The following is a 22,632-nucleotide window of genomic DNA, read 5'->3' as shown; positions in this document are numbered from 1 at the left end:
CTGTACAGCGCTAGCGGATCGGCACCACGTTCTTGTCTCTGGCTTGGCCGTATGCAGAGGCGAGCATGCTGCCGGTCGCGGCTTTCTGGATGTACTCACTCCACCAAGCCATCATCGGGCGCCGTCGCTCGATGTAGTCGGCTCGGTTGTAGGCGCTCCGCACCTCATCCTTGTCGACGTGCGCCAGGGCCACCTCGATGAGCTCCGGGTCCCAGCCATGTTCATTCAAGATGGTGCTTGCCATCGAACGCATGCCGTGGCTGACCAACCGATCTTGGAAGCCCATACGTTTTAACGCCATGTTGGCGGTCTGGCTATTGGCGTGGGTGCGTGGATTTCTGTCGGCCGGGAAGACGTACTCGCGATGACCGCTGTGAGTCCTCAGTGACTCCAACAGTGCGACCGCGTGATCACTCAACGGGATGCTGTGAGGGCGGCGTTTTTTCATCCGCTCCGGTGGGATAGTCCAAACACGCCTCTCGAAGTCGATGTCTGCCCAACGAGTAGTCGCCGCCTCGGCGGGGCGAGTCATCGTGTGCAGCTGCCATTCGATCAGGCAGCGGGTGGTGCGTTTGATACTGGCGTTCGCGATCTCCAGCATGAGTTCGGGGAGCTCTTCGGGCGGAAGCGCAGCCATATTCTCTTTCTTGGGCTTCTTGAATACTGCCCTGATGCCGCTGAGTGGGTTGGCGAAGATCAGACCGGAGTTCACCCCGTAGGTCATGATCTCGTTAAGCCGCTGGCTAAGACGTTTGACCGTCTCCAGGCTGCCTTTCGCTTCGATAGGGCGCAGTAATCCGATCACCATCGGCGCGGTGATTTTCACCAGTGGTGTCGTTTTCAAGTCGGGGAGCACATGCAGCGTGAGCGACCGCCAGATGTCCTCGGCGTAGGCCGGGGTGACCGAGTCTTTCTTAAGCTCGAACCAGGCGGTGGCCACGTTCTCGAAGGTATGTTCCGTTTCTGCGCGCTTCGCCTCATTCAGCGTATCGCGCTGCACCTTCGGATCAATGCCCTGTGCAAGCAGCTCGCGCGCATCGACTGCCATCTTTCGTGCATTCGCTAGTGACAGTTCGGGGTAGGTCCCGAAGCCGATGTTGATGCGCTTTTTGGTCACCGGTTCGCGGTAGTTGAAATTCCACAGCAACGAGCCGTTGCTGCGTACGCGGAGCTGCAAACCGTCACCGTCGGTGAGGACGTAATCCTTGGACGCGGGTTTGACTCCCTTGAGCTGTCGATCGGAGAGGCGGAGATTTTGAGCCGGCATGAGATTGTCCTCAGGCACTGATTCGGTATTCCAAAGATTAGCACCGGATGAGCTGGAATACTGTCTGGAATACCCGAATGGCTGGAACTCAAAAACTCTCAAAAGACCGAAAAAGCGCTGGAGGCCGCGGATTTACTGGATCGCAGGCACAAAAAAAGACGTCCGTGGACGTCTTTAGATGATGAAGTGGTGGAGCCGGGGGGATTTGAACCCCCGTCCGCCAGTACTCCGCTGTCGGTACTACATGCGTAGCCGTTTCTATTAAGTTAACCCTCAGCGACCCGAAGGGCAGGGTGCTTTGGGCGAGTTGTGTAAGTTTTAGCCGCTTCGTCCACAACGTACTGCACGGCGATTCTGTTCTATATGACAATCACTTTGGGTTTACAGACATCCCCTGATGATTGCTGGACCCGAAGGTACCAGGAGGGAAGGGCTAAGGCTGCTTACGCAGCGAGAGCGTATTCCCCGTAGGTTTCGTCATTGGCAACTATAAGAAGTTGCAACAGTGGATTTACGAGTTCTGTTACCAACTCGGCATGCACCTAAAGTTTCGCAACCGGCGTCGAATCCTAAACGGCCCCGTGCTTATAACTCGTTGTTTCTTAGTGAGTGACAAGCCTGTGCAGTGTACGTCAATCGGTCACAGAAGGCCAACCCGAAGGTTGGCCTGAGCAATCAGCGAGTTACTGATTGCCGCCTTTGTCCGTGTCTTGCAGGCTTTGCAGGGCCTTGGAGGTGATCTCGATGCATTTCTTGTCATCGCCTGCCGCATGGGCTGCCTTGGCTTGGGAAACGGCGGTGTCGATTTCGCCAGATTTGCCGCTGGTGTCGGTGGCGAGCAACGCTTTACCGTTGTTGATTTTGTCCAGGTTGATTTGGCACAGATCGTCTTTTGTTCCGGCCGCAAACGCGGGGGACGCCAGCATCGCAGCGGTAATGAACAAACCAGCAAGAGCGGAACGCTTCATGGGTATCTCCTTGTGCAAATAGGGCTCGATGCTGCCGGTTTTCCGTGCAGCCAGCGAGGTCACTGATGAGCCTCGTTTGTCGAGGCCTATGCAGATGACTACGCCGGCGCGCAGGGGTTCTGTTTTGTCGCTGGATTAGTCGAAAAACCCCGAAATCATTAGGTTTTGCACCCAAAGAGGGCGGCCCTAGTGGGCGCGCGCCTGGGTTACTCGATCCACCAGGTACACCAGGCCGTGGTAATCAATTCCACCGTGTTGTGTCAGGCCAATCTCACACGTACGGCTGGTGGAGATGCCCTCGCTGCAATACTGCACGGCGTCCTTCAGGCTGCGCAGTGAGTGGGCGTTCAGCTCTGGCGTGGTGAAGCCTTTGTCGCCGGCAAACCCGCAGCAATGAATGCCTTCGGGGATCACCACGTTTTTGCTGCACTGCCTGGCCAGGTCGATCAGCGCCTGGCTCTCTCCCAGGTGTTGGGTGCTGCAGGTGACGTGCACGGCGATCGGGGCTTCCTGGGGGGTGAAGTCGAGGCGGTCCATCAGGTGGGTGCGGATAAAACGCACGGGGTCGTAGAGGTCGAGCCGGGTTTCGGCCAGGTCCTGGACCAGGCGCAGGGTGCACGGGCTGGTGTCGCAGTAGATCGGGTCGAGGCCGCCACGGCTGGCGTGGAGCAGGGCGCCGATCAGTTCCTGGCGTTTGTGTTCGGCTTGTTCGGCGTAGCCCTTGGATGCGAATGGTTGGCCGCAGCAGAGGTTGTCCTGATTGTCGGGGAAGACTACCTGATAACCGGCTTTTTCCAGCAGGCCACGGGTTTTGTCGTACAGCGACATCTGTTCGTGGTCGCCGGCTGCCGGGCCCATCGCGCGTGATACGCAGGCGGCGAGGTACACCACGCGGGGTCGCTCATCGCTCACGGCGGGGCTGAAGCGAATGGCCTTTTCCGGTTGCGGCATGGCGTTGGTCCATTGGGGGATTTGCCCCTTGGACAGCCGGGTTACCGTGGCCGAGAGCTTCGCCAGTCGCGGCGCGCCCAGCAGCATGCGCGCGCCGTTGGCTACGTGCAGGGTGAAGCGCGCACCTTGCAGTGCCGTGGCGAAATGCGTCGACAACCATTCGGCGGTTTTCGTACGGTCGGCGTCGCGGCCGCGCAGCTTTTTCACCAGGTCGCCGGTATTGATGCCTACCGGGCAGCGTTGGGCGCAAAGCCCGGTGGCCGCGCAGGTATCGATGCCCTGGTATTGATACGCCGCTTCCAGTTCAGTGGTGTCGATACCGGCGCGTTTCCTGGCCTGGATATCGCGCCAGATCACAATGCGCTGGCGCGGGCTCAGGGTCAGTCCTTTCGACGGGCATACAGGTTCGCAGAAGCCGCACTCGATGCACTTATCCACAAGCTCGTCGGCGGCAGGCAGGGGCTTGAGGTGCTTGAGGTGGATTTGCGGGTCTTCGCTGAGCACCACGTCCGGGTTGAGAATGCCATTGGGGTCGAGCAGGCGCTTGAGCTGCCACATCAATTGGTAGGCATCGCTGCCCCATTCCAGCTCGACAAAGGGCGCCATGTTGCGACCGGTACCGTGCTCGGCCTTCAGCGAGCCGCCAAACTCCACGGCCACCAACTGGGCGACGTCGTCCATGAACGCCTGGTAGCGTGCGACTTCTTCCGCGCTGTTGAAGCCTTGGGTGAAGACGAAGTGCAGATTGCCTTCAAGGGCGTGTCCGAAAAGGATCGCTTCATCGTAGTGATGTTTGTCGAACAGCTCGATCAGGCGATTGACGCCGATGGCCAATTGTTCCACCGGGAAGGTCACGTCTTCAATGATCACGGTGGTGCCGGTTTTACGCACGGCGCCCACGGCGGGGAAGGTGTCTTTGCGGATCGCCCACAGGCGGGCGTTTTCCACTGGGTCTTCGGTGAAGTCGACTTGTTTCTCCACTGGGAAGCTGGCCAGGGAAGCCATGATCAGCGCCAGTTGCTCATGCAGCAATGAGGGCGAGGCGGCGCGGGATTCGATCAACAGGGCGCAGGCATTTTCCGATAGCTGCTGTACGAAAGCCGGCATGCCGGGTTTGTCCTGCACCGAACGCATGCTGCGCCGGTCCAGTAGTTCAACCGCTGAAACAGGTTGGGTTTTGAGTACGGTCACCGCGTTGCAGCAGGTTTCCACATCCGGGAACACGATCAGGGCCGAGGCTTTGTTCGGGTGGTCGATCACCGTGTCGTAGGTCACTGCGCTGATAAAGCCCAGGGTGCCTTCGGAGCCGACCAGCAAATGGCTGAGGATATCCAGTGGCTTGTCGAAATCCACCAGGGCGTTGAGTGACAACCCGGTGGTATTTTTCAGACGGTATTTGTGGCGGATTTTTGCAGCCAGTTCAGCGTTTGCCCGGGTTTCTCGACCGAGTGCCGCCAGGCGGTCAAGCAGCTCGCCATGGCGTTGGCGAAAGGCCGCGACACTGGCCGGATCTTCCGTGTCCAGGCGGCTGCCGTCGGCCAGCACCAAGCGAATGCCCGCCAGGGTGTGGTAGGTATTCTGGGCCGTGCCGCAGCACATGCCGCTGGCATTGTTGGCGACGATGCCGCCAATTTTGCAGGCATTGATCGACGCCGGATCCGGACCGATTTTGCGCCCGAATGGCGCCAGCCAGGCGTTGGCTTGCGCCCCGATCACGCCGGGCTGCAGACGAATTTGTGTGCCCTGGCCGCGAATCTCGCGCCCGTTCCAATTGTCCCCCAGCACGATCAGTACCGAGTCGCTGATGGCCTGTCCGGAAAGGCTGGTGCCCGCCGCACGAAAGGTCACCGGCACGCGATCGCGTTGAGCCAGTTGCAGCAGCGCCGCCACCTCATCTTCCGACTCGACACGGATCACCAGTTGTGGGATCAGTCGGTAAAAGCTGGCGTCGGTGCCGAAGGCGAGGGTGGAAAGTGGATCGTCGAAACGACGATCTTTCGGGATCAGTTGTGCGGCGTCGCTCAGAAAAGCAGCAGGCAGGCTCATCGGTCCTCCAGAAATAGCAGACGCCGGAATCGCTGCCCGGCGTCGGTTCTTACCCTATCGCGTGCAGGTCTTAGTGCACCAGCATACCGGTGAACCAGTAAGCCTGGGCCAAGGTGATCAGCCCGACGATCGTCGCGAAAAACAGGCTGTGCTTGAGGGTAAAGCGGAACAGGTCGGATTCCTTGCCCACCAGGCCAGTCGCGGCGCATGCCACGGCAATCGACTGCGGCGAGATCATCTTGCCGGTCACGCCGCCGCTGGTGTTCGCCGCTACCAGCAAGGTGTCGTTGACGCCGATCTGGTGCGCGGTGGTGGCTTGCAGCGAGCTGAACAGGGCGTTGGATGAAGTATCAGAACCCGTCAGGAATACCCCGAGCCAGCCAAGGAATGGCGAGAAGAACGGGAATGCTGCGCCGGTAGCCGCCAGCACCAGGGCCATGGTTGATGACATGCCCGAATAGTTGGTGACGAAGGCAAAGGCCAGCACCATGCCGATGGAAAGGATCGGCCAGCGCAGCTCATAAAAGGTTTCTTTCAAGGTGGTCAGACCAGTTTTGAAATCGATCTTCAGCACCAGCATCGAAACCAGGGCGGAGAAGAAAATCGCCGTGCCGGTCGCGGAAATCGGATCAAGCTTGAATACCGCCGGGATTGCCGTCGGGGTGGCAACGATGGGCGCAACCTTGATCACCAGTTGATCCAGGTGCGGGATCGCAAAGTTGAATACCGAGCTGTACATCGCGCCGCCGGCGGCGAACATCGCCTTGAAGGGCTTGAGGGTCCAGATGGTGACCAGCACGGTCAGGATCAGGAACGGCGACCAGGCCTTGAAAATTTCCCCCAGGCTGTAAGGCGAAGCCAGGGTGTTGCGCGGCAGGCCAAAGCCACCGGCGCTGGCAGTGACGGCAGTGCCGGACGTTGCGCCAACGATTTGCGCGCCGGCACTGCGCTTGGGCTGCCAGACTTTCAGGAACAGGGTCAGGGAAATCAGGCTGGCCAGGGCCGAGGTGATGTCCGGCAGTTCCGGGCCGATGAAGTTCGAGGTGAAGAACTGGGTAACGGCGAAGCTCAGGCCCGCAACCAGCGCGGCAGGCCAGGTTTCCTTGACGCCGCGCAGCCCGTCCATCATGAACACCAGCCAGAACGGCACGAACAACGACAGCAGCGGCAATTGGCGACCGGCCATGGCGCCGATCTTGAACGCGTCGATCCCGGTCACTTGCCCGGCCACGATGATCGGAATCCCCAGTGCGCCGAACGCAACGGGGGCGGTGTTGGCAATCAGGCACAGGCCGGCGGCATACAGCGGATTGAAACCCAGGCCTACCAGCAGTGCGGCAGTAATCGCCACCGGTGCACCGAAACCGGCGGCGCCTTCCAGGAACGCGCCGAAGCAGAAGCCGATCAGCAGCACTTGCAGGCGCTGGTCGTCGGTAATCGACAGCACGGAGCTGCGGATGATTTCGAACTGGCCGCTCTTGACCGTCAGTTTGTACAGGAATACGGCGGCGACGATGATCCAGGCGATTGGCCATAGGCCGTAGGCGAAGCCATAACCGGCGGCGGCGAGCGCCATGTCGACCGGCATCTGGAAGGCAAAGATCGCCACCAGGATCGACAGTGCCAGGGTGATGCTGCCCGCAACGTGGCCTTTGAGGCGAAACACCGCCAGGGCCAGGAAGAAAAATACGATGGGAATGACGGCGGCCAGTGCGGACAGGCCGAGGCTGCCGAGCGGGCTGTAGAGCTGTTGCCAGGTTTGCATATGGGGTGGCCCCTAATTGTTGTTGGTCAGGCACTGCTTGGATGATTTGGGTAATTGGTATTACCAATTTACAATCACCGTTGGCTAGGTTAAAAGCCTTCTGGGGGATGTGTCAATTTGCCGCTTGTGAATCTTTGGTCGTAGGTCGGGGTTGGTGGGTGCTGATTGGCTTAAACGAGGGCGTTCTGATAGGTGCCGGATACGCGGCGATAGGCCAGAATAGGGGCCCCGGCGAGTGGTCGGGATGGTGGAGAGTGAGTTATGGGGTTTGATCAGGTGCGTCAGCGCCGTTTGTCTGATGACATCGTCGAGCAGCTTGAGGGCATGATCCTTGAGGGCACGCTGAAGTCGGGCGAGCGCTTGCCGGCCGAGCGCGCACTGGCCGAGCAGTTCGGGGTGTCGCGTCCGTCGTTGCGTGAGGCGATCCAGAAGCTGGTGGCAAAAGGTTTGCTGATCAGTCGCCAGGGTGGTGGCAATTATGTGGTGGAGTCGCTGGGTTCAACCTTCAGTGATCCGCTGCTGCATCTGCTGGAAAATAATCCGGAGGCTCAGCGTGATCTTCTGGAGTTTCGCCAGACCCTGGAGGCCTCGTGCGCGTATTACGCAGCGTTGCGTGCCACTGAGGTGGACCGCGAGCGACTGACCGCGGCGTTCGAGGAGTTGCAGGATTGCTACACGCGGTCGGATGAAGTGAGTCGGGCGGAAGAGGGGGCGGCGGATGCGAGGTTTCACCTAGCCATCGCCGAGGCCAGCCATAATGCAGTATTGCTGCACACCATTCGCGGCCTGTTTGATCTGCTCAAGCGCAACGTGGTGACCAACATTGGCGGCATGTACCAGCAGCGTACGGAGACCCGCGACATGCTGATCAATCAGCACCGGGACCTTTACCTGGCGATTATCGAGGGGCGTGCCGAGCAGGCACGGGAAGTCTCAACACGTCACCTGCTGTATGTGCAGGAAGTTCTGGAGGAAGTGCGGCAGGAGGTTCAGCGCATGGCCCGGGCGGAACGGCGCAAAGGGATGTAGCAAATGCTGTGGATGAGGGAGCGGGCTCCGTCATCCACATCAAGTCACAAGAAAGTCAGTCTTCCTTGCCCTTGTTGCGCACGGCACGCTGCAATTCCCGGTTGGAATCGCGCTCGCGCTCGGTATCACGCTTGTCGTATTCCTTCTTGCCCTTGCCCAGTGCGATCTCGCACTTGACCAGGTGCTTGCTCCAGTACCACGACAGGCAGACACAGGCGTAGCCCTTTTGCTGCACGGCGGCGTGGAGCTTTTCCAGCTCGCGGGCATTGAGCAACAGCTTGCGCGTGCGCACCGGGTCGGCGATTACGTGGGTGCTGGCGGTCATCAGCGGCGTGATATGACTGCCGAGCAGCCATGCCTCGCCGTCTTTGAGCAGCACATAACTGTCGACCAGCTGCAGCTTGCTGGCACGAAGACTTTTTACTTCCCAGCCGGCCAGGACCAGACCAGCCTCGAAACGATGTTCGATGAAGTAATCGTGTCGCGCCTTTTTATTTTGCGCGATGGTCCCTGTTGGGTGTTTCTTTTGTTTAGCCATAGGGGCGGCATTATAGGGAGTTGCGAGCGCGTCGGCTACGGTCAACCTGCGTGCTTGAGCGTGTTGAATGAATCCCGGACAATGCAGGCTGGTTTTTGATTTTTTTCTTTCGCGAATCCTGTTGTCCTTTCGCGATGTTTGCCGCTCAGCTGTGGAAATAACGCTCACATGACGACGCATATTCAACGTTCGGCCCTGCTGCCTTATCCGGCACAGGCGCTCTATGACCTGGTCAACGACGTGGCGCGTTACCCGGAGTTCCTGCCTTGGTGTTCGACTGCCGAGGTGTTGGAGAGCAGTGATGCGCACATGGTTGCCAGCGTGGGGGTGGCAAAGGGCGGCTTGAGCCAGCACTTTGTCACGCGCAACACGCTGGTGCCCGGGCAGTCCATCGAGATGAATCTCGAAGAAGGTCCGTTCACTCAGTTGCACGGTGTGTGGGTGTTCAAGGCGTTGAACGAGAAAGCCTGCAAGATCAGCCTGGACCTGTCGTTCGACTATGCCGGCCCTATCGTGCGTGCCACCCTGGGGCCACTGTTCAATCAGGCGGCGAATACTCTGGTGGACGCGTTTTGCCAGCGCGCCAAGCAAATGCATGGCTGAGCCATTGGTTGAAATCGAGGTGGTGTATGCCGCGGTGGATCGCCAGGTGTTGATGAGCCTGGCAGTAGCACCGGGCTCAACCCTCAGGGCCGCGGTGTTGGGCTCGGGGATGGCTGCGCAATTTCCGGAGCTGAATCTGCAGGATTGCCCCTTGGGGATTTTCGGCAAGGTGGTGGCAGACGCTGACGTGCGTGTGGTGCAGGCTGGAGACCGAATCGAGATCTATCGGCCATTGCTGGCAGATCCGATGGAGATACGTCGTTTGCGTGCAGCCAAGGCTGCCAAGGCAAAGCAGCAGAATTCATAGCTTGCGAAACAGCAGGCAACAAAAAGCCCGGCATGCCGGGCTTTTTATCGAGCGCTGCAAACTTATTGCGGGCTGGCATCCAGGGGTTCTGGAGTCGGCACCGGAACGGTTTGTACGCCGTCGACGCCTTTCTGGATCTCGTCCAGCAACGAGCCAGGCTTGGCCGGTACTTCGGACTTCGGCTTCTCCTCGTTCTGCGCGGGCGCAGGAGCGGTGGTGCCGTTGTCCTTGCCCAGCAAGGCTTCATCGCGGCTTACGCCCGGTTTGAAGTCCCCCGACAGGCTGACGAGCTGGTCATTGCCATTGAAGATGACACTGACCCGCTCCTGCTGGCGTTCACCGCCACCAGGTTGGATGCTATAGAGATAATCCCAGCGATCGGCATGGAATGTGTCGGTCAGCAGGGGATTGCCCATGATAAACCGTACTTGCCGTCGGGTCATTCCCGGGCGTAACTGGTCTATCATGTCCTGCGTGACGACATTGCCCTGCTGGATGTCGATTTTGTAAACCCCGGGGAATGAACAACCGGCGAGTGCGAGCAGTCCCACAAAGGTGAAACTGGTTAGCAAGAGCTTGGTGTTTTGCATCGGTGGGCGACTTCCACTATCTTGGCTGGGACAACGTAAACGCCGATCATACCCGTATTAAGAGAAGCTGCGAAGCAGCATCCGCGAGAAAGCTAACCATGGTTGAAAATAGCGAACTACGCAAAGCCGGTCTTAAAGTGACTCTGCCACGAGTCAAGATTCTACAAATGCTCGATTCTGCTGAGCAGCGCCACATGAGTGCCGAGGATGTATACAAGGCGCTGATGGAGTCTAACGAGGACGTCGGCCTGGCCACGGTTTACCGTGTTCTGACCCAGTTTGAAGCAGCAGGACTGGTGGTTCGTCATAATTTCGACGGCGGTCATGCAGTGTTCGAACTGGCCGACGGCGGTCATCACGACCACATGGTTGACCTGGATACCAATGAGGTTATCGAGTTCACCAGTCCGGAAATCGAGAAGCTCCAGCACATGATCGCTGAGCAGCATGGATTCGATTTGGTGGACCACAATCTGGTTCTCTACATACGTAAGAAAAAGTAAGAAAGCTACGCAGATTCGCTCTGCGAAACGATCGAAGGCGACCCTAGGGTCGCCTTCGTGCTTTCTATAGAAAGAAAAGTGCTCGGTAAGCCAGGCTTCAGACCTTCGCGGTTACCACCATTTTTTTCGCGTGGGCCAAGGACTCCTTGGTCAGGTCGATGCCGCCGAGCATCCGCGCCACTTCTTCTACCCGTTCAGTCTTGTTCAGCTTGGACACGGCGGTATGGGTCGCATCGCTGCCTCGCACCTTGTGCACGAACAAGTGCTGATGCCCTTGGGCGGCTACTTGTGGCAAGTGGGTGACGGTCAGTACTTGGCCGCGATCGCCCAGCCGGCGCAGCAACTGGCCCACGATCTCGGCAGTCGGGCCGCCGATCCCTACGTCCACTTCATCGAATACCAGTGTTGGCACGCGAGAGGTCTGGGCGGTGATCACCTGAATCGCCAGGCTGATCCGCGACAGCTCGCCGCCGGAAGCTACCTTTGCCAGTGCCTTGAGTGGCTGGCCCGGGTTCGCGCTGACCAGCAGTTCTACCTGTTCAAGGCCGTTGGGCAGCAGTTCATTGCTGGTGTTGGTGTGCAACTCGATGGTGAAGCGCCCGCCGGGCATGCCCAGGCGCTGGATTTCCTGCTCTACCGCACTGGCCAGGCCGGTCGCTGCCTGATGGCGCAGGTCGCTGAGCTCTCGGGCTTTCTCGTGATAATGACGAGCAAAGGACGCCAGCTCTTCACCCAGTCGCTCGATGGATTCGTCGTTGGCGTTCAGGGTTTCAATTTCATCCAGCAGCTTTTGCTGCATGGTTGCGACTTCGGTCGGCTGGATCCGGTGTTTGCGCGCCAGGGTGTAGATGGTGTCCAGGCGCTCTTCTATATCCTGCAGGCGGGCTGGGTCGGCATCGAAGTGATCGAGGAAACGGTTCAGCTCGCCCACGGCTTCTTCTACCTGGATTTGCGCGCTGGTCAGCAAGGTGGTGGCTTCGTTCAGCGAGCCTGATGCGTTATTCACGCTGGATAGTCGGTTCAGGCTTGCAGTCAGGGCGTTGAGCACATTGCCGGAATCACTTTCGCTGCACTGCTCCACCACTTGTCGGCAGATGCCCAGCAGGGTTTCGGCGTTGGTGAGGTTCTTGTGTTCCTGTTCCAGTTGCTCCAGTTCCGTCTCGCCGAGCCCCAGGCTTTCCAGCTCTTCCAGTTGGTAGCTAAGCAATTGGTGGCGGGCACGCTGCTCATCGCCGGAGTTGGAAAGGCGCTCCAGCTCCTGGCGGGTCTGGCGCCAGCGCTGCGCAGCCAATTGCACCTGGCGCGCAAGATCGGTGGCACCGGCGTATTCGTCGAGGAGTCGGCGATGGGTGTCGGTTTTCAGCAGGGACTGGTGTTCATGCTGGCTGTGGATATCGATCAGCAGTTCGCCCAGGGCTTTCAAATCGCCGAGCGGGCAGGGCGTGCCATTTATATAGCCGCGGGAGCGCCCTTCGGCCGTGATCACCCGGCGCAGGATGCACGGGCCTTCATTGTTAAGGTCGCGCTCGGCAAGCCAGGCCTCGGCTTCCGGGATATCGGCCAGGTCAAAGGTGGCGAGGATGTCGGCCTTGTCGGCGCCCGGGCGTACCACCCCGCTGTCGGCGCGATCACCCAGGGTCAGGCCCAGAGCGTCGAGCATGATCGACTTGCCGGCGCCGGTTTCGCCTGTGATTACGCTCATCCCGCGATCCAGTTCAAGATCCAGATGTTCAACGATGGCGTAGTTATGTACGGACAGGTGCACCAGCATGACGGCCGCTCCCAGGCTTTAGGTCTGGTTATTTATACAGTGTTTTGTTTGAAGGTGACAATCCTGATGCTTAGTCCGATTTGCTTGAATAAATCGCTTTTTAAGCGCAACAGGGAATGATTGATAAGAATTGATCCAGGACAAGTGAAAGACTTTTGGTAACGCCTCGACCCTTGAACCTGAAAATTGTGGCCCCATATACCGGAACAGAAGCGCGAGTCGAGTTCGCGCATGATTTTGAAAGGAGAAATCTATGGCTGACGAACAGACGCAGGATACGCAAAATCCAGACGCCAACCAGGCCGCAGGTGAAGACCTGGCCGCTCGTGTGCAAGTGCTCGAAGAGCAATTGGCAGGCGCACAGGATCAATCGTTGCGTGTTGCCGCCGATCTGCAGAACGTCCGCCGCCGCGCCGAGCAGGATGTAGAAAAAGCTCACAAATTCGCCCTGGAAAAATTTGCCGGTGATCTGTTGCCGATCATCGACAGCCTGGAGCGTGGCCTTGAGCTGTCCAACCCGGACGACGAAAACATCCGCCCAATGCGCGAAGGGATCGAACTGACCCTGAAAATGTTCCAGGACACCCTGAAGCGTTATCAGCTGGAAGCCATCGATCCGCAAGGCGGCGAGCCGTTCAATGCCGAGCATCACCAGGCAATGGCGATGCAGGAAAACGCTGATCTTGAGCCGAACAGCGTATTGAAGGTGTTCCAGAAGGGTTACCAGCTCAACGGTCGCTTGCTGCGCCCGGCAATGGTTGTGGTGAGCAAGGCTCCTGCACCGGTTGCACCTTCTATTGATGAGCAGGCTTGAAATAAGTCGTAACGGCCCCATCTATAAGTCAAGCGTTTAAGTACTGCCGCAGTTAGCCACCACTGCTGCGGCAAAAAAATCTAAGTTTCGGGAGAGTAAATCATGGGCAAAATTATCGGTATCGACCTGGGGACTACCAACTCCTGCGTCTCCGTGCTGGAAAACGGCGTATCCAAAGTTATTGAAAACGCCGAAGGCGCACGCACCACTCCGTCCATCGTGGCTTATGCCAACGACGGCGAAATCCTGGTGGGCCAGTCCGCCAAGCGTCAAGCTGTGACCAATCCGCATAACACCCTGTACGCGGTGAAGCGTCTGATCGGTCGTAAGTTCGACGAAGAAGTCGTACAGAAAGACATCAAGATGGTCCCGTACAAAATCGCCAAGGCTGACAACGGTGACGCCTGGGTTGAAGTGAACGGCCAGAAAATGTCGCCGCCACAAATCTCGGCTGAAATCTTGAAAAAGATGAAGAAAACCGCCGAAGACTACCTCGGTGAAGCCGTGACTGAAGCGGTGATCACCGTTCCGGCCTACTTCAACGACAGCCAGCGCCAGGCGACCAAAGACGCCGGCCGTATTGCTGGCCTGGACGTGAAACGTATCATCAACGAACCAACCGCAGCCGCTCTGGCCTACGGTATGGACAAGGCCAAGGGCGACCACACTGTGATCGTTTACGACCTGGGTGGCGGTACCTTCGACGTTTCCGTGATCGAAATCGCTGAAGTCGATGGCGAGCACCAGTTCGAAGTGTTGGCCACCAACGGTGACACGTTCCTGGGCGGTGAAGACTTTGACATTCGTCTGATCGACTACCTCGTTGACGAATTCAAGAAAGAAAGCGGCATGAACCTCAAGGGTGACCCGCTGGCCATGCAGCGCCTGAAAGAAGCCGCTGAGAAAGCCAAGATCGAACTGTCTTCGAGCAATTCGACCGACGTGAACCTGCCGTACATCACTGCAGACGCTACCGGTCCTAAGCACTTGAACGTGAAAATCTCCCGCGCCAAGCTGGAAGCGCTGGTAGAAGACCTGGTTCAACGCACCATCGAGCCTTGCCGCATTGCGCTGAAAGACTCGGGTATCGACGTTGGCGCGATCAACGACGTGATCCTGGTGGGCGGTCAGACCCGTATGCCACTGGTTCAGAAGCTGGTGACCGAGTTCTTCGGTAAAGAAGCGCGTAAAGACGTGAACCCGGACGAAGCAGTTGCCATGGGTGCTGCCATCCAGGGCGCGGTATTGGCCGGCGACGTGAAAGACGTTCTGCTGCTGGACGTAAGCCCGCTGACCCTGGGTATCGAAACCATGGGCGGCGTGATGACTGCGCTGATCGAGAAAAACACCACGATTCCTACCAAGAAATCGCAAGTGTTCTCGACTGCCGATGACAACCAGGGCGCCGTGACCATTCACGTGCTGCAAGGTGAGCGTAAGCAAGCCGGTCAGAACAAGTCCCTGGGCAAGTTCGACCTGGCCGAGATTCCACCAGCACCACGTGGCGTGCCGCAAATTGAAGTGACCTTCGACATCGACGCCAACGGCATTCTGCACGTAGGCGCCAAAGACAAGGCCACCGGCAAGACTCAGTCGATCGTGATCAAGGCTAACTCGGGTCTGTCCGAGGAAGAAATCCAGCAGATGATCCGTGACGCTGAAGCCAACGCTGACGAAGACCGCAAGTTCGAAGAGCTGGCCGCTGCCCGTAACCAGGGTGATGCACTGGTTCACTCGACTCGCAAAATGATCGCTGACGCTGGCGACAAAGTGACTGCCGAAGAGAAAACTGCAATCGAAGCCGCAGTAGTTGCCCTGGAAGCCGCCGTTAAAGGCGACGACAAGGCTGCTATCGAAGCCAAGGTTGAAGAGCTGTCGAAAGTCTCTGCGCCAGTGGCTCAGAAAATGTACGCCGAACAAGGCCAGCCGGCTGATGGTGCTGCACACCAGGCAGAACCTGAAGCCAAGCACGACGATGTTGTCGATGCCGAGTTCGAAGAAGTCAAAGACCAGAAGTAACTTGGTCGCCCGGTTGACCGCTCACAAGCGGTGACTGGTAGGATGTCGCCGCGCGGGAGCTTGCTCCCGCGTTGGCGTGTCTGGGGTACGCGAATTTTTACAGCATGCGACAACGCTCGGATGCTGGCGGTGTGATCGGGAATGCTCCTGCTTTCCGGACGACAGTCACCGCGTTTTTGGCCGGTTTCCGGTTGAAAGCAGTAACGACCAGGATCGTTGAATTGACGTGAGTTGGGTCCGGGCCTGTATTGGGGCTCAACGAGTTTGGCAAGGCTCAGGAGGGTTTTGCCGGACGTCCTTAAGAGTGCAAAGACTTATGGCAAAGCGTGACTATTACGAAGTGTTGGGTGTGGAGCGTGGCTCCAGCGAGGCGGACCTGAAAAAGGCTTACCGTCGCCTGGCGATGAAGCACCACCCGGACCGTAATCCGGATAGCAAAGAATCCGAAGAGCTGTTCAAAGAGGCCAATGAGGCCTACGAATGCCTGTGTGATCCGAACAAGCGCGCCGCTTACGACCAGTATGGCCATGCCGGTGTCGACCCAAGCATGGGTGGCGGCGGTGCCGGTTTCGGCGGGCAGAACTTCTCCGATATTTTCGGCGACGTGTTCAGCGACTTCTTTGGCGGCGGCCGCGGTGGCCAGCGTGGCGGTGCCCAGCGTGGCAGCGACCTGCGCTACACCCTGGAGCTGAACCTGGAAGAAGCGGTGCGCGGCACCAGCGTCAATATCCGTGTTCCGACGCTGGTCAACTGCAAGCCGTGCGACGGTTCGGGCGCCAAGAAAGGCTCCTCGCCGATCACTTGCCCGACTTGCGGCGGTATCGGCCAGGTACGCATGCAGCAAGGCTTCTTCTCGGTGCAGCAAACCTGCCCGCGCTGCCACGGCCAGGGCAAGATCATTTCCGATCCGTGCGACTCGTGCCACGGCGAAGGGCGTGTCGAAGAGTACAAGACCCTCTCGGTGAAAGTGCCGGCGGGTGTTGATACCGGCGACCGCATTCGTCTGTCGGGCGAAGGCGAGGCGGGCACTCAGGGCGGCCCGACGGGCGACCTGTACGTGGTGATCAATGTGCGCGAGCACTCGATCTTCCAGCGCGACGGCAAGCATTTGTTCTGTGAAGTGCCGATCAGCTTTGTCGATGCGGCCCTGGGTGGCGAGCTTGAGATTCCGACGCTGGACGGTCGGGTCAAGCTGAAGATCCCTGAGGGTACGCAGACCGGCAAGCAGTTCCGTATCCGTGGCAAAGGCGTTGCGCCGGTGCGCGGTGGCGGTGCTGGTGACCTGATGTGCCGTGTGGCGGTAGAGACGCCGGTGAACCTGGGGCGTCGTCAGCGCGAACTGCTGGAAGAATTCCGCAGCTCCCTGGCCGGCGATGACACTCATTCGCCAAAAACCACCGGCTGGTTCGAAGGCGTGAAGCGCTTCTTCGGCGACCTGTAAGGAAGTGAGTATGCGACGTATCGCGGTGATGGGCGCTGCCGGGCGCATGGGCAAGACCCTGGTCGAGGCCGTGCAGGCGCGCTCGCCGGCCTCCGGGCTGACGGCGGCGATTGTTCGTCCCGGCAGCACCTTGATTGGTGCGGACGCCGGTGAGTTGGCGTCCCTGGGGCGGATCGGCGTTTCGTTGTCCGGCAATCTGGAGCAGGTTGCCGACGAGTTCGACGTGCTGATCGATTTCACCCTGCCGGACGTGATGCTGAAAAACCTGGCGTTCTGCCGCAAGGCGGGCAAGGCCATGGTGATCGGCACAACGGGCCTGAGCGCCGAGCAAAAGCAGCTGCTGGTGGAGGCGGGCAAGGATATTCCAATCGTGTTCGCGGCCAATTTCAGCGTCGGCGTCAATCTGTCGCTGAAGCTGCTCGACATGGCGGCGCGGGTGATGGGTGATGAGGCTGACATCGAGATCATCGAGACTCATCACCGGCACAAGATCGATGCGCCGTCCGGTACGGCATTGCGTATGGGCGAGGCGATTGCCGATGCCCTGGGTCGTGACCTGTCGAAGGTGGCGGTGTATGGCCGCGAAGGCCATACCGGTGCCCGCGCCCACGACACCATCGGTTTTGCCACCGTTCGCGGCGGTGATGTGGTGGGCGATCACACCGTGCTGTTCGCAACCGAGGGCGAGCGTCTTGAGATCACCCACAAGGCGTCTAGCCGCATGACATTCGCCAAGGGTGCTGTGCGTGCGGCGCTGTGGCTTGAGGGTCGTGCGCCGGGCCTGTACGACATGCGCGACGTGCTGGACCTGCATTAAGAAGTAGCTAAAACGGGGTCTCAGGAATATGCTGAGGCCCCGTTTTTACCCGCTAGGCGACGTCCTGTCGCATTCCCCTGCCTTTAAGGCTCATTAGCGGTGGACCAAAAAAGCCTTTTTCTGTAAGCTACAGCTTTAGTGTGTCCACTAAAAGCGCGCAGAATAATTCAGTGAAGAAGCGGGGTGACGTGTCCATACGTCACTCCGCTTTTTTACAACCTGCGATCGCCCTTTCAGGCTTTATTTACGGGAGGTCTTCTTGACTAAGCCAGCCATACTCGCCCTTGCTGATGGCAGCATTTTTCGCGGCGAAGCCATTGGAGCCGACGGTCAGACCGTTGGAGAGGTGGTGTTCAACACCGCCATGACCGGCTATCAGGAAATCCTTACTGATCCTTCCTACGCCCAACAGATCGTTACCCTGACCTATCCGCACATCGGCAACACCGGTACTACACCGGAAGACGCCGAGTCTGATCGTGTCTGGTCGGCTGGCCTGGTCATTCGTGACCTGCCACTGGTAGCGAGCAACTGGCGTAACACGATGTCCCTGTCCGATTACCTGAAAGCCAACAACGTTGTGGCGATCTCCGGTATCGATACGCGTCGCCTGACACGTATCCTGCGTGAAAAAGGCTCGCAGAACGGCTGCATCATGGCCGGTGACAACATCTCCGAAGAAGCAGCGATCGCAGCGGCCCAAGGTTTCCCTGGCCTGAAAGGCATGGATCTGGCGAAAGTCGTCAGCACCAAGGAAACGTACGAGTGGCGCTCCACCGTCTGGGACTTGAAGACCGACAGCCACGCGACCATCGAAGCTTCCGAACTGCCGTACCACGTCGTGGCCTACGACTACGGTATCAAGCACAACATCCTGCGCATGCTGGTCGAGCGCGGTTGCCGCGTGACCGTGGTGCCTGCGCAGACCCCGGCCAACGACGTACTGGCCCTGCAGCCGGACGGCGTGTTCCTGTCCAACGGCCCGGGTGACCCGGAGCCTTGCGACTACGCCATCAAGGCGATCAAGGAAGTGCTGGAAACCGAGATCCCGGTGTTCGGCATCTGCCTCGGCCACCAGCTGCTGGCCCTGGCTTCCGGCGCCAAGACCCTGAAAATGGGTCACGGCCACCACGGTGCCAACCACCCGGTGCAGGACCTGGACACTGGCGTCGTGATGATCACCAGCCAGAACCACGGTTTTGCGGTGGATGAAGCGACGCTGCCGGGCAACGTCCGGGCGATTCACAAGTCGCTGTTCGACGGTTCCCTGCAAGGTATCGAGCGCACCGACAAGAGCGCGTTCAGCTTCCAGGGCCACCCTGAAGCAAGCCCGGGCCCGAACGACGTAGCGCCGCTGTTCGACCGTTTCATCAATGAGATGGCCAAGCGACGCTAACTGAGCGGCCTGAGGGCGGCCCGGGAAACCGGCGGCCCCCTCGGGCTCTTCAAAGATTGTTCAAGACGGCTTGCCGACTGACCTGCGGATTTGAGTGACAAACCCATGCCAAAACGTACAGACATAAAAAGCATCCTGATTCTCGGCGCTGGCCCGATCGTGATCGGCCAGGCCTGCGAATTCGACTACTCCGGCGCCCAGGCCTGTAAGGCCCTGCGCGAAGAGGGCTACCGCGTCATCCTGGTGAACTCCAACCCGGCCACCATCATGACCGACCCGGACATGGCCGACGCCACCTACATCGAGCCGATCAAGTGGCAGACCGTTGCCAAGATCATTGAGAAAGAGCGTCCGGACGCCCTGCTGCCAACCATGGGTGGCCAGACTGCCCTGAACTGCGCACTGGACCTGGAGCGCGAAGGCGTCCTGGAGAAGTTCGGCGTAGAGATGATCGGCGCCAATGCCGACACCATCGACAAGGCTGAAGACCGTTCGCGTTTCGACAAGGCCATGAAGTCCATCGGCCTTGATTGCCCGCGTTCCGGTATCGCCCATAGCATGGAAGAGGCCAACGCGGTCCTGGAGCGCCTGGGCTTCCCGTGCATCATCCGTCCGTCCTTCACCATGGGCGGCACCGGCGGCGGTATCGCTTACAACCGTGAAGAGTTCGAAGAAATCTGCGCCCGCGGCCTGGACCTGTCTCCGACCAAAGAGCTGCTGATCGACGAATCCCTGATCGGCTGGAAAGAATATGAGATGGAGGTTGTCCGCGATAAGAAGGACAACTGCATCATCGTCTGCTCGATCGAAAACTTCGACCCGATGGGCGTGCACACCGGTGACTCGATCACCGTTGCGCCGGCACAGACCCTGACGGACAAGGAATACCAGATCATGCGTAACGCCTCTTTGGCGGTGCTGCGTGAGATCGGTGTGGAAACCGGTGGCTCCAACGTCCAGTTCGGCATCTGCCCGGACACTGGCCGCATGGTTGTGATCGAGATGAACCCGCGTGTATCGCGTTCTTCGGCGCTGGCATCGAAAGCTACCGGCTTCCCGATTGCGCGCATCGCCGCCAAGCTGGCGATCGGTTACACCCTGGACGAGCTGCAGAACGAAATCACCGGCGGCGCAACACCGGCTTCCTTCGAGCCGTCGATCGATTACGTCGTCACCAAGTTGCCACGCTTCGCTTTCGAGAAATTCCCGAAAGCCGACGCCCGCCTGACCACTCAGATGAAGTCGGTCGGTGAAGTCATGGCCATCGGCCGGACCTTCCAGGAGTCCCTGCAGAAAGCCCTGCGCGGCCTGGAAGTGGGCGTTTGCGGCCTGGACGAGAAGCTCGACCTGAGCAACCCGGAAAGCATGAGCGTGCTCAAGCGCGAGCTGACCGTGCCGGGTGCCGAGCGTATCTGGTACGTGGCCGATGCTTTCCGCGCCGGCATGACCGTCGAAGACATCTTCGGCATGAACATGATCGACCCGTGGTTCCTGGTGCAGATCGAAGATCTGATCAAGGAAGAAGAGAAGGTCAAGACCCTCGGTCTGTCCTCCATCGACCGCGACCTGATGTTCCGCCTCAAGCGCAAAGGCTTCTCCGACATGCGTTTGGCCAAGCTGCTGGGCGTGACCGAGAAGAACCTGCGCACCCATCGCCACAAGCTGGACATCTTCCCGGTCTACAAGCGCGTTGATACCTGTGCGGCCGAGTTCGCCACCGACACCGCATACATGTACTCCACCTACGAGGAAGAGTGCGAAGCCGCGCCGTCGGGCCGCGACAAGATCATGATCCTGGGCGGCGGTCCAAACCGTATCGGCCAAGGCATCGAGTTCGATTATTGCTGCGTACACGCCGCTCTCGCCCTGCGCGAAGACGGGTACGAGACCATCATGGTCAACTGCAACCCGGAAACTGTTTCTACTGACTACGACACTTCCGACCGTCTGTACTTCGAGCCGGTAACCCTGGAAGACGTACTGGAAATCTGCCGTGTCGAGAAGCCAAAAGGCGTGATCGTCCAGTACGGCGGCCAAACCCCGTTGAAACTGGCTCGCGCACTTGAAGCTGCTGGCGTGCCGATCATCGGTACCAGCCCTGACGCTATCGACCGCGCCGAAGACCGTGAGCGCTTCCAGCAGATGGTTGAGCGCCTGAACCTGCGTCAGCCGCCAAACGCCACTGTGCGCAGCGAAGACGAAGCGATCCGCGCGGCCAGCAAGATTGGTTACCCGCTGGTGGTGCGTCCGTCCTACGTGCTGGGCGGCCGGGCGATGGAAATCGTCTACGAAGAAGACGAACTCAAGCGCTACCTGCGTGATGCGGTGAAAGTGTCCAACGACAGCCCGGTGCTGCTGGACCACTTCCTCAACTGCGCCATCGAGATGGACGTGGATGCGGTCTGCGACGGCACCGACGTGGTGATCGGCGCGATCATGCAGCACATCGAACAGGCTGGCGTTCACTCCGGTGACTCCGCTTGCTCGCTGCCGCCATACTCGCTGCCTGCACACATCCAGGACGAGATGCGCGAACAGGTCAAGAAAATGGCGCTGGAACTGGGCGTGGTCGGCCTGATGAACGTACAGTTGGCGCTGCAAGGCGAAGACATCTACGTCATCGAAGTCAACCCGCGCGCCTCGCGTACCGTGCCGTTTGTTTCCAAGTGCATCGGTGTTTCCCTGGCAATGATTGCTGCCCGTGTGATGGCCGGTAAGACCTTGAAGGAAATCGGCTTCACCAAGGAAATCATTCCGAACTTCTACAGTGTGAAAGAGGCGGTGTTCCCATTCGCCAAATTCCCTGGTGTGGACCCGATCCTGGGCCCGGAGATGAAGTCCACCGGTGAAGTGATGGGCGTGGGCGATACCTTCGGTGAAGCGTTCGCCAAAGCCCAGATGGGCGCCAGCGAAGTGCTGCCTACCGGCGGTACTGCGTTCATCAGCGTGCGCGATGATGACAAGCCGCTGGTTGCAGGTGTGGCCCGTGATCTGATCAACTTGGGCTTCGAAGTCGTGGCCACTGCCGGGACCGCCAAGCTGATCGAGGCTGCCGGCCTGAAAGTGCGTCGCGTGAACAAGGTGACGGAAGGCCGTCCACACGTGGTCGACATGATCAAGAATGACGAAGTCACCCTGATCATCAACACCACCGAAGGTCGCCAGTCGATCGCGGACTCCTACTCCATTCGTCGTAACGCCTTGCAGCACAAGATCTACTGCACCACCACCATTGCTGCTGGCGAAGCTATCTGCGAAGCGCTGAAGTTCGGTCCTGAAAAAACCGTGCGTCGCTTGCAGGATCTACACGCAGGATTGAAGGCATGATCAAATACCCAATGACCGTCCAGGGCGCAAAAGCCCTGGAAGAAGAGCACGCCCACCTGACCAAGGTCGTCCGTCCAAAGCTGAGCCAGGACATCGGTACGGCCCGGGAATTGGGTGACCTGAAGGAAAACGCTGAATACCATGCTGCCCGCGAGCAGCAAGGTATGGTCGAGGCGCGGATCCGTGACATCGAAGGCCGCCTGCAGAATTCGGTGGTTATCGACGTCACGACTATCCCGCATACCGGCAAGGTGATTTTCGGCACCACCGTGGAAATCGCCAACGTCGAGACTGACGAAAGCGTGGTTTACCACATCGTGGGTGAAGACGAGGCCGACTTCAAACTCGGCAAGATCTCCGTCGGTTCGCCGCTGGCCCGCGCCTTGATTGCCAAGGAAGAGGGTGACGTGGTGGCCGTCAAGACGCCTGGTGGCGTGATCGAGTACGAGATTGTCGAAGTTCGTCACATCTGAAAGACGG

Annotated in this window: 18 protein-coding genes and 1 other RNA gene; 11 read left to right on the top strand and 8 right to left on the bottom strand. The window is 59.1% G+C overall.

Annotated features, from left to right (window positions below; all coding sequences use genetic code 11):
- Positions 1-10: 10 nt before the first annotated feature.
- From HX821_RS28585 to HX821_RS28565, 5 genes are all read right to left on the bottom strand, one after another.
- The gene (locus HX821_RS28585; RefSeq protein WP_177037070.1) at positions 11-1,267 is read right to left on the bottom strand and encodes an integrase domain-containing protein; all 1,257 of its coding nucleotides are present in this window, start codon (positions 1,265-1,267) and stop codon (positions 11-13) included.
- 187 nt (positions 1,268-1,454) lie between these two features.
- Positions 1,455-1,848, bottom strand: a transfer-messenger RNA (tmRNA) gene (gene ssrA / locus HX821_RS28580).
- A 102-nt stretch (positions 1,849-1,950) separates the two neighbouring features.
- Positions 1,951-2,235 (bottom strand): hypothetical protein, encoded by a 285-nt coding sequence (locus HX821_RS28575; protein WP_003212250.1) that lies wholly within the window; start codon positions 2,233-2,235, stop codon positions 1,951-1,953.
- A 186-nt stretch (positions 2,236-2,421) separates the two neighbouring features.
- Positions 2,422-5,232: an FAD-binding and (Fe-S)-binding domain-containing protein gene (locus HX821_RS28570; protein WP_177037068.1), complete on the bottom strand. Its 2,811-nt coding sequence runs from the start codon at positions 5,230-5,232 to the stop codon at positions 2,422-2,424.
- A 70-nt stretch (positions 5,233-5,302) separates the two neighbouring features.
- Complete coding sequence (locus tag HX821_RS28565) at positions 5,303-6,997, bottom strand: lactate permease LctP family transporter (RefSeq protein WP_134325713.1); 1,695 nt, start codon at positions 6,995-6,997, stop codon at positions 5,303-5,305.
- Positions 6,998-7,258: 261 nt separating this feature from the next.
- Between HX821_RS28565 and HX821_RS28560 the strand changes: the two genes are divergently transcribed.
- Entirely contained in the window at positions 7,259-8,026 is a 768-nt protein-coding gene (locus tag HX821_RS28560) for an FCD domain-containing protein (RefSeq protein WP_003212240.1), read from the top strand.
- A 55-nt stretch (positions 8,027-8,081) separates the two neighbouring features.
- Here HX821_RS28560 and smpB read toward each other — a convergent pair whose 3' ends face one another.
- Positions 8,082-8,564 (bottom strand): SsrA-binding protein SmpB, encoded by a 483-nt coding sequence (smpB, locus tag HX821_RS28555; RefSeq protein ID WP_003212238.1) that lies wholly within the window; start codon positions 8,562-8,564, stop codon positions 8,082-8,084.
- A 168-nt stretch (positions 8,565-8,732) separates the two neighbouring features.
- Between smpB and HX821_RS28550 the strand changes: the two genes are divergently transcribed.
- Together HX821_RS28550 and HX821_RS28545 are read left to right on the top strand one after the other, a co-directional pair.
- A complete protein-coding gene (locus HX821_RS28550; protein WP_177037066.1) occupies positions 8,733-9,167 on the top strand; it encodes a type II toxin-antitoxin system RatA family toxin in 435 nt (144 codons plus the stop codon).
- Positions 9,160-9,474 (top strand): RnfH family protein, encoded by a 315-nt coding sequence (locus HX821_RS28545; protein WP_177009217.1) that lies wholly within the window; start codon positions 9,160-9,162, stop codon positions 9,472-9,474. The genes HX821_RS28550 and HX821_RS28545 overlap by 8 nt, the downstream gene beginning before the upstream one ends.
- A 62-nt stretch (positions 9,475-9,536) precedes the next feature.
- Here the strand turns inward: HX821_RS28545 and HX821_RS28540 are convergent, their stop codons facing one another.
- Entirely contained in the window at positions 9,537-10,064 is a 528-nt protein-coding gene (locus tag HX821_RS28540; RefSeq protein ID WP_003212232.1) for an outer membrane protein assembly factor BamE, read from the bottom strand.
- Between the two features lie 98 nt (positions 10,065-10,162).
- On the opposite strand from HX821_RS28540, the gene fur reads away from it, so the two are divergent.
- Positions 10,163-10,567 carry a ferric iron uptake transcriptional regulator gene (gene fur / locus HX821_RS28535; RefSeq protein ID WP_003212228.1) on the top strand — a complete coding sequence of 135 codons (405 nt, stop codon included), beginning with the start codon at positions 10,163-10,165 and terminating at the stop codon, positions 10,565-10,567.
- 97 nt (positions 10,568-10,664) lie between these two features.
- On the opposite strand, the gene recN is transcribed toward fur, so the two are convergent.
- Positions 10,665-12,338, bottom strand: coding sequence for a DNA repair protein RecN (gene recN / locus HX821_RS28530; RefSeq protein ID WP_087693402.1), 1,674 nt, complete (start codon positions 12,336-12,338; stop codon positions 10,665-10,667).
- A 253-nt stretch (positions 12,339-12,591) separates the two neighbouring features.
- On the opposite strand from recN, the gene grpE reads away from it, so the two are divergent.
- From grpE to greA, 7 genes are all read left to right on the top strand, one after another.
- Positions 12,592-13,152 carry a nucleotide exchange factor GrpE gene (grpE, locus tag HX821_RS28525; protein ID WP_003212224.1) on the top strand — a complete coding sequence of 187 codons (561 nt, stop codon included), beginning with the start codon at positions 12,592-12,594 and terminating at the stop codon, positions 13,150-13,152.
- A 102-nt stretch (positions 13,153-13,254) separates the two neighbouring features.
- A complete protein-coding gene (gene dnaK / locus HX821_RS28520) occupies positions 13,255-15,171 on the top strand; it encodes a molecular chaperone DnaK (RefSeq protein ID WP_003212222.1) in 1,917 nt (638 codons plus the stop codon).
- A gap of 316 nt (positions 15,172-15,487) precedes the next feature.
- On the top strand, positions 15,488-16,612 hold the full coding sequence (gene dnaJ / locus HX821_RS28515) for a molecular chaperone DnaJ (protein WP_003212219.1): 1,125 nt from the start codon (positions 15,488-15,490) through the stop codon (positions 16,610-16,612).
- A gap of 10 nt (positions 16,613-16,622) precedes the next feature.
- Entirely contained in the window at positions 16,623-17,429 is an 807-nt protein-coding gene (dapB, locus tag HX821_RS28510; protein WP_087693401.1) for a 4-hydroxy-tetrahydrodipicolinate reductase, read from the top strand.
- Between the two features lie 259 nt (positions 17,430-17,688).
- The gene (gene carA / locus HX821_RS28505) at positions 17,689-18,825 is read left to right on the top strand and encodes a glutamine-hydrolyzing carbamoyl-phosphate synthase small subunit (RefSeq protein ID WP_177037064.1); all 1,137 of its coding nucleotides are present in this window, start codon (positions 17,689-17,691) and stop codon (positions 18,823-18,825) included.
- Positions 18,826-18,930: 105 nt separating this feature from the next.
- A complete protein-coding gene (gene carB, locus HX821_RS28500) occupies positions 18,931-22,152 on the top strand; it encodes a carbamoyl-phosphate synthase large subunit (RefSeq protein WP_003212212.1) in 3,222 nt (1,073 codons plus the stop codon).
- The gene (greA, locus tag HX821_RS28495) at positions 22,149-22,625 is read left to right on the top strand and encodes a transcription elongation factor GreA (protein ID WP_003212209.1); all 477 of its coding nucleotides are present in this window, start codon (positions 22,149-22,151) and stop codon (positions 22,623-22,625) included. Before carB ends, greA begins: the two co-directional genes overlap by 4 nt.
- Positions 22,626-22,632 lie beyond the last annotated feature (7 nt).

This window comes from Pseudomonas sp. B6001 (genome assembly GCF_013386015.1).
Taxonomy (GTDB): domain Bacteria; phylum Pseudomonadota; class Gammaproteobacteria; order Pseudomonadales; family Pseudomonadaceae; genus Aquipseudomonas.
Note: the sequence above shows the minus strand (reverse complement) of the source record. Positions and strands in the feature narration are given on the sequence as shown.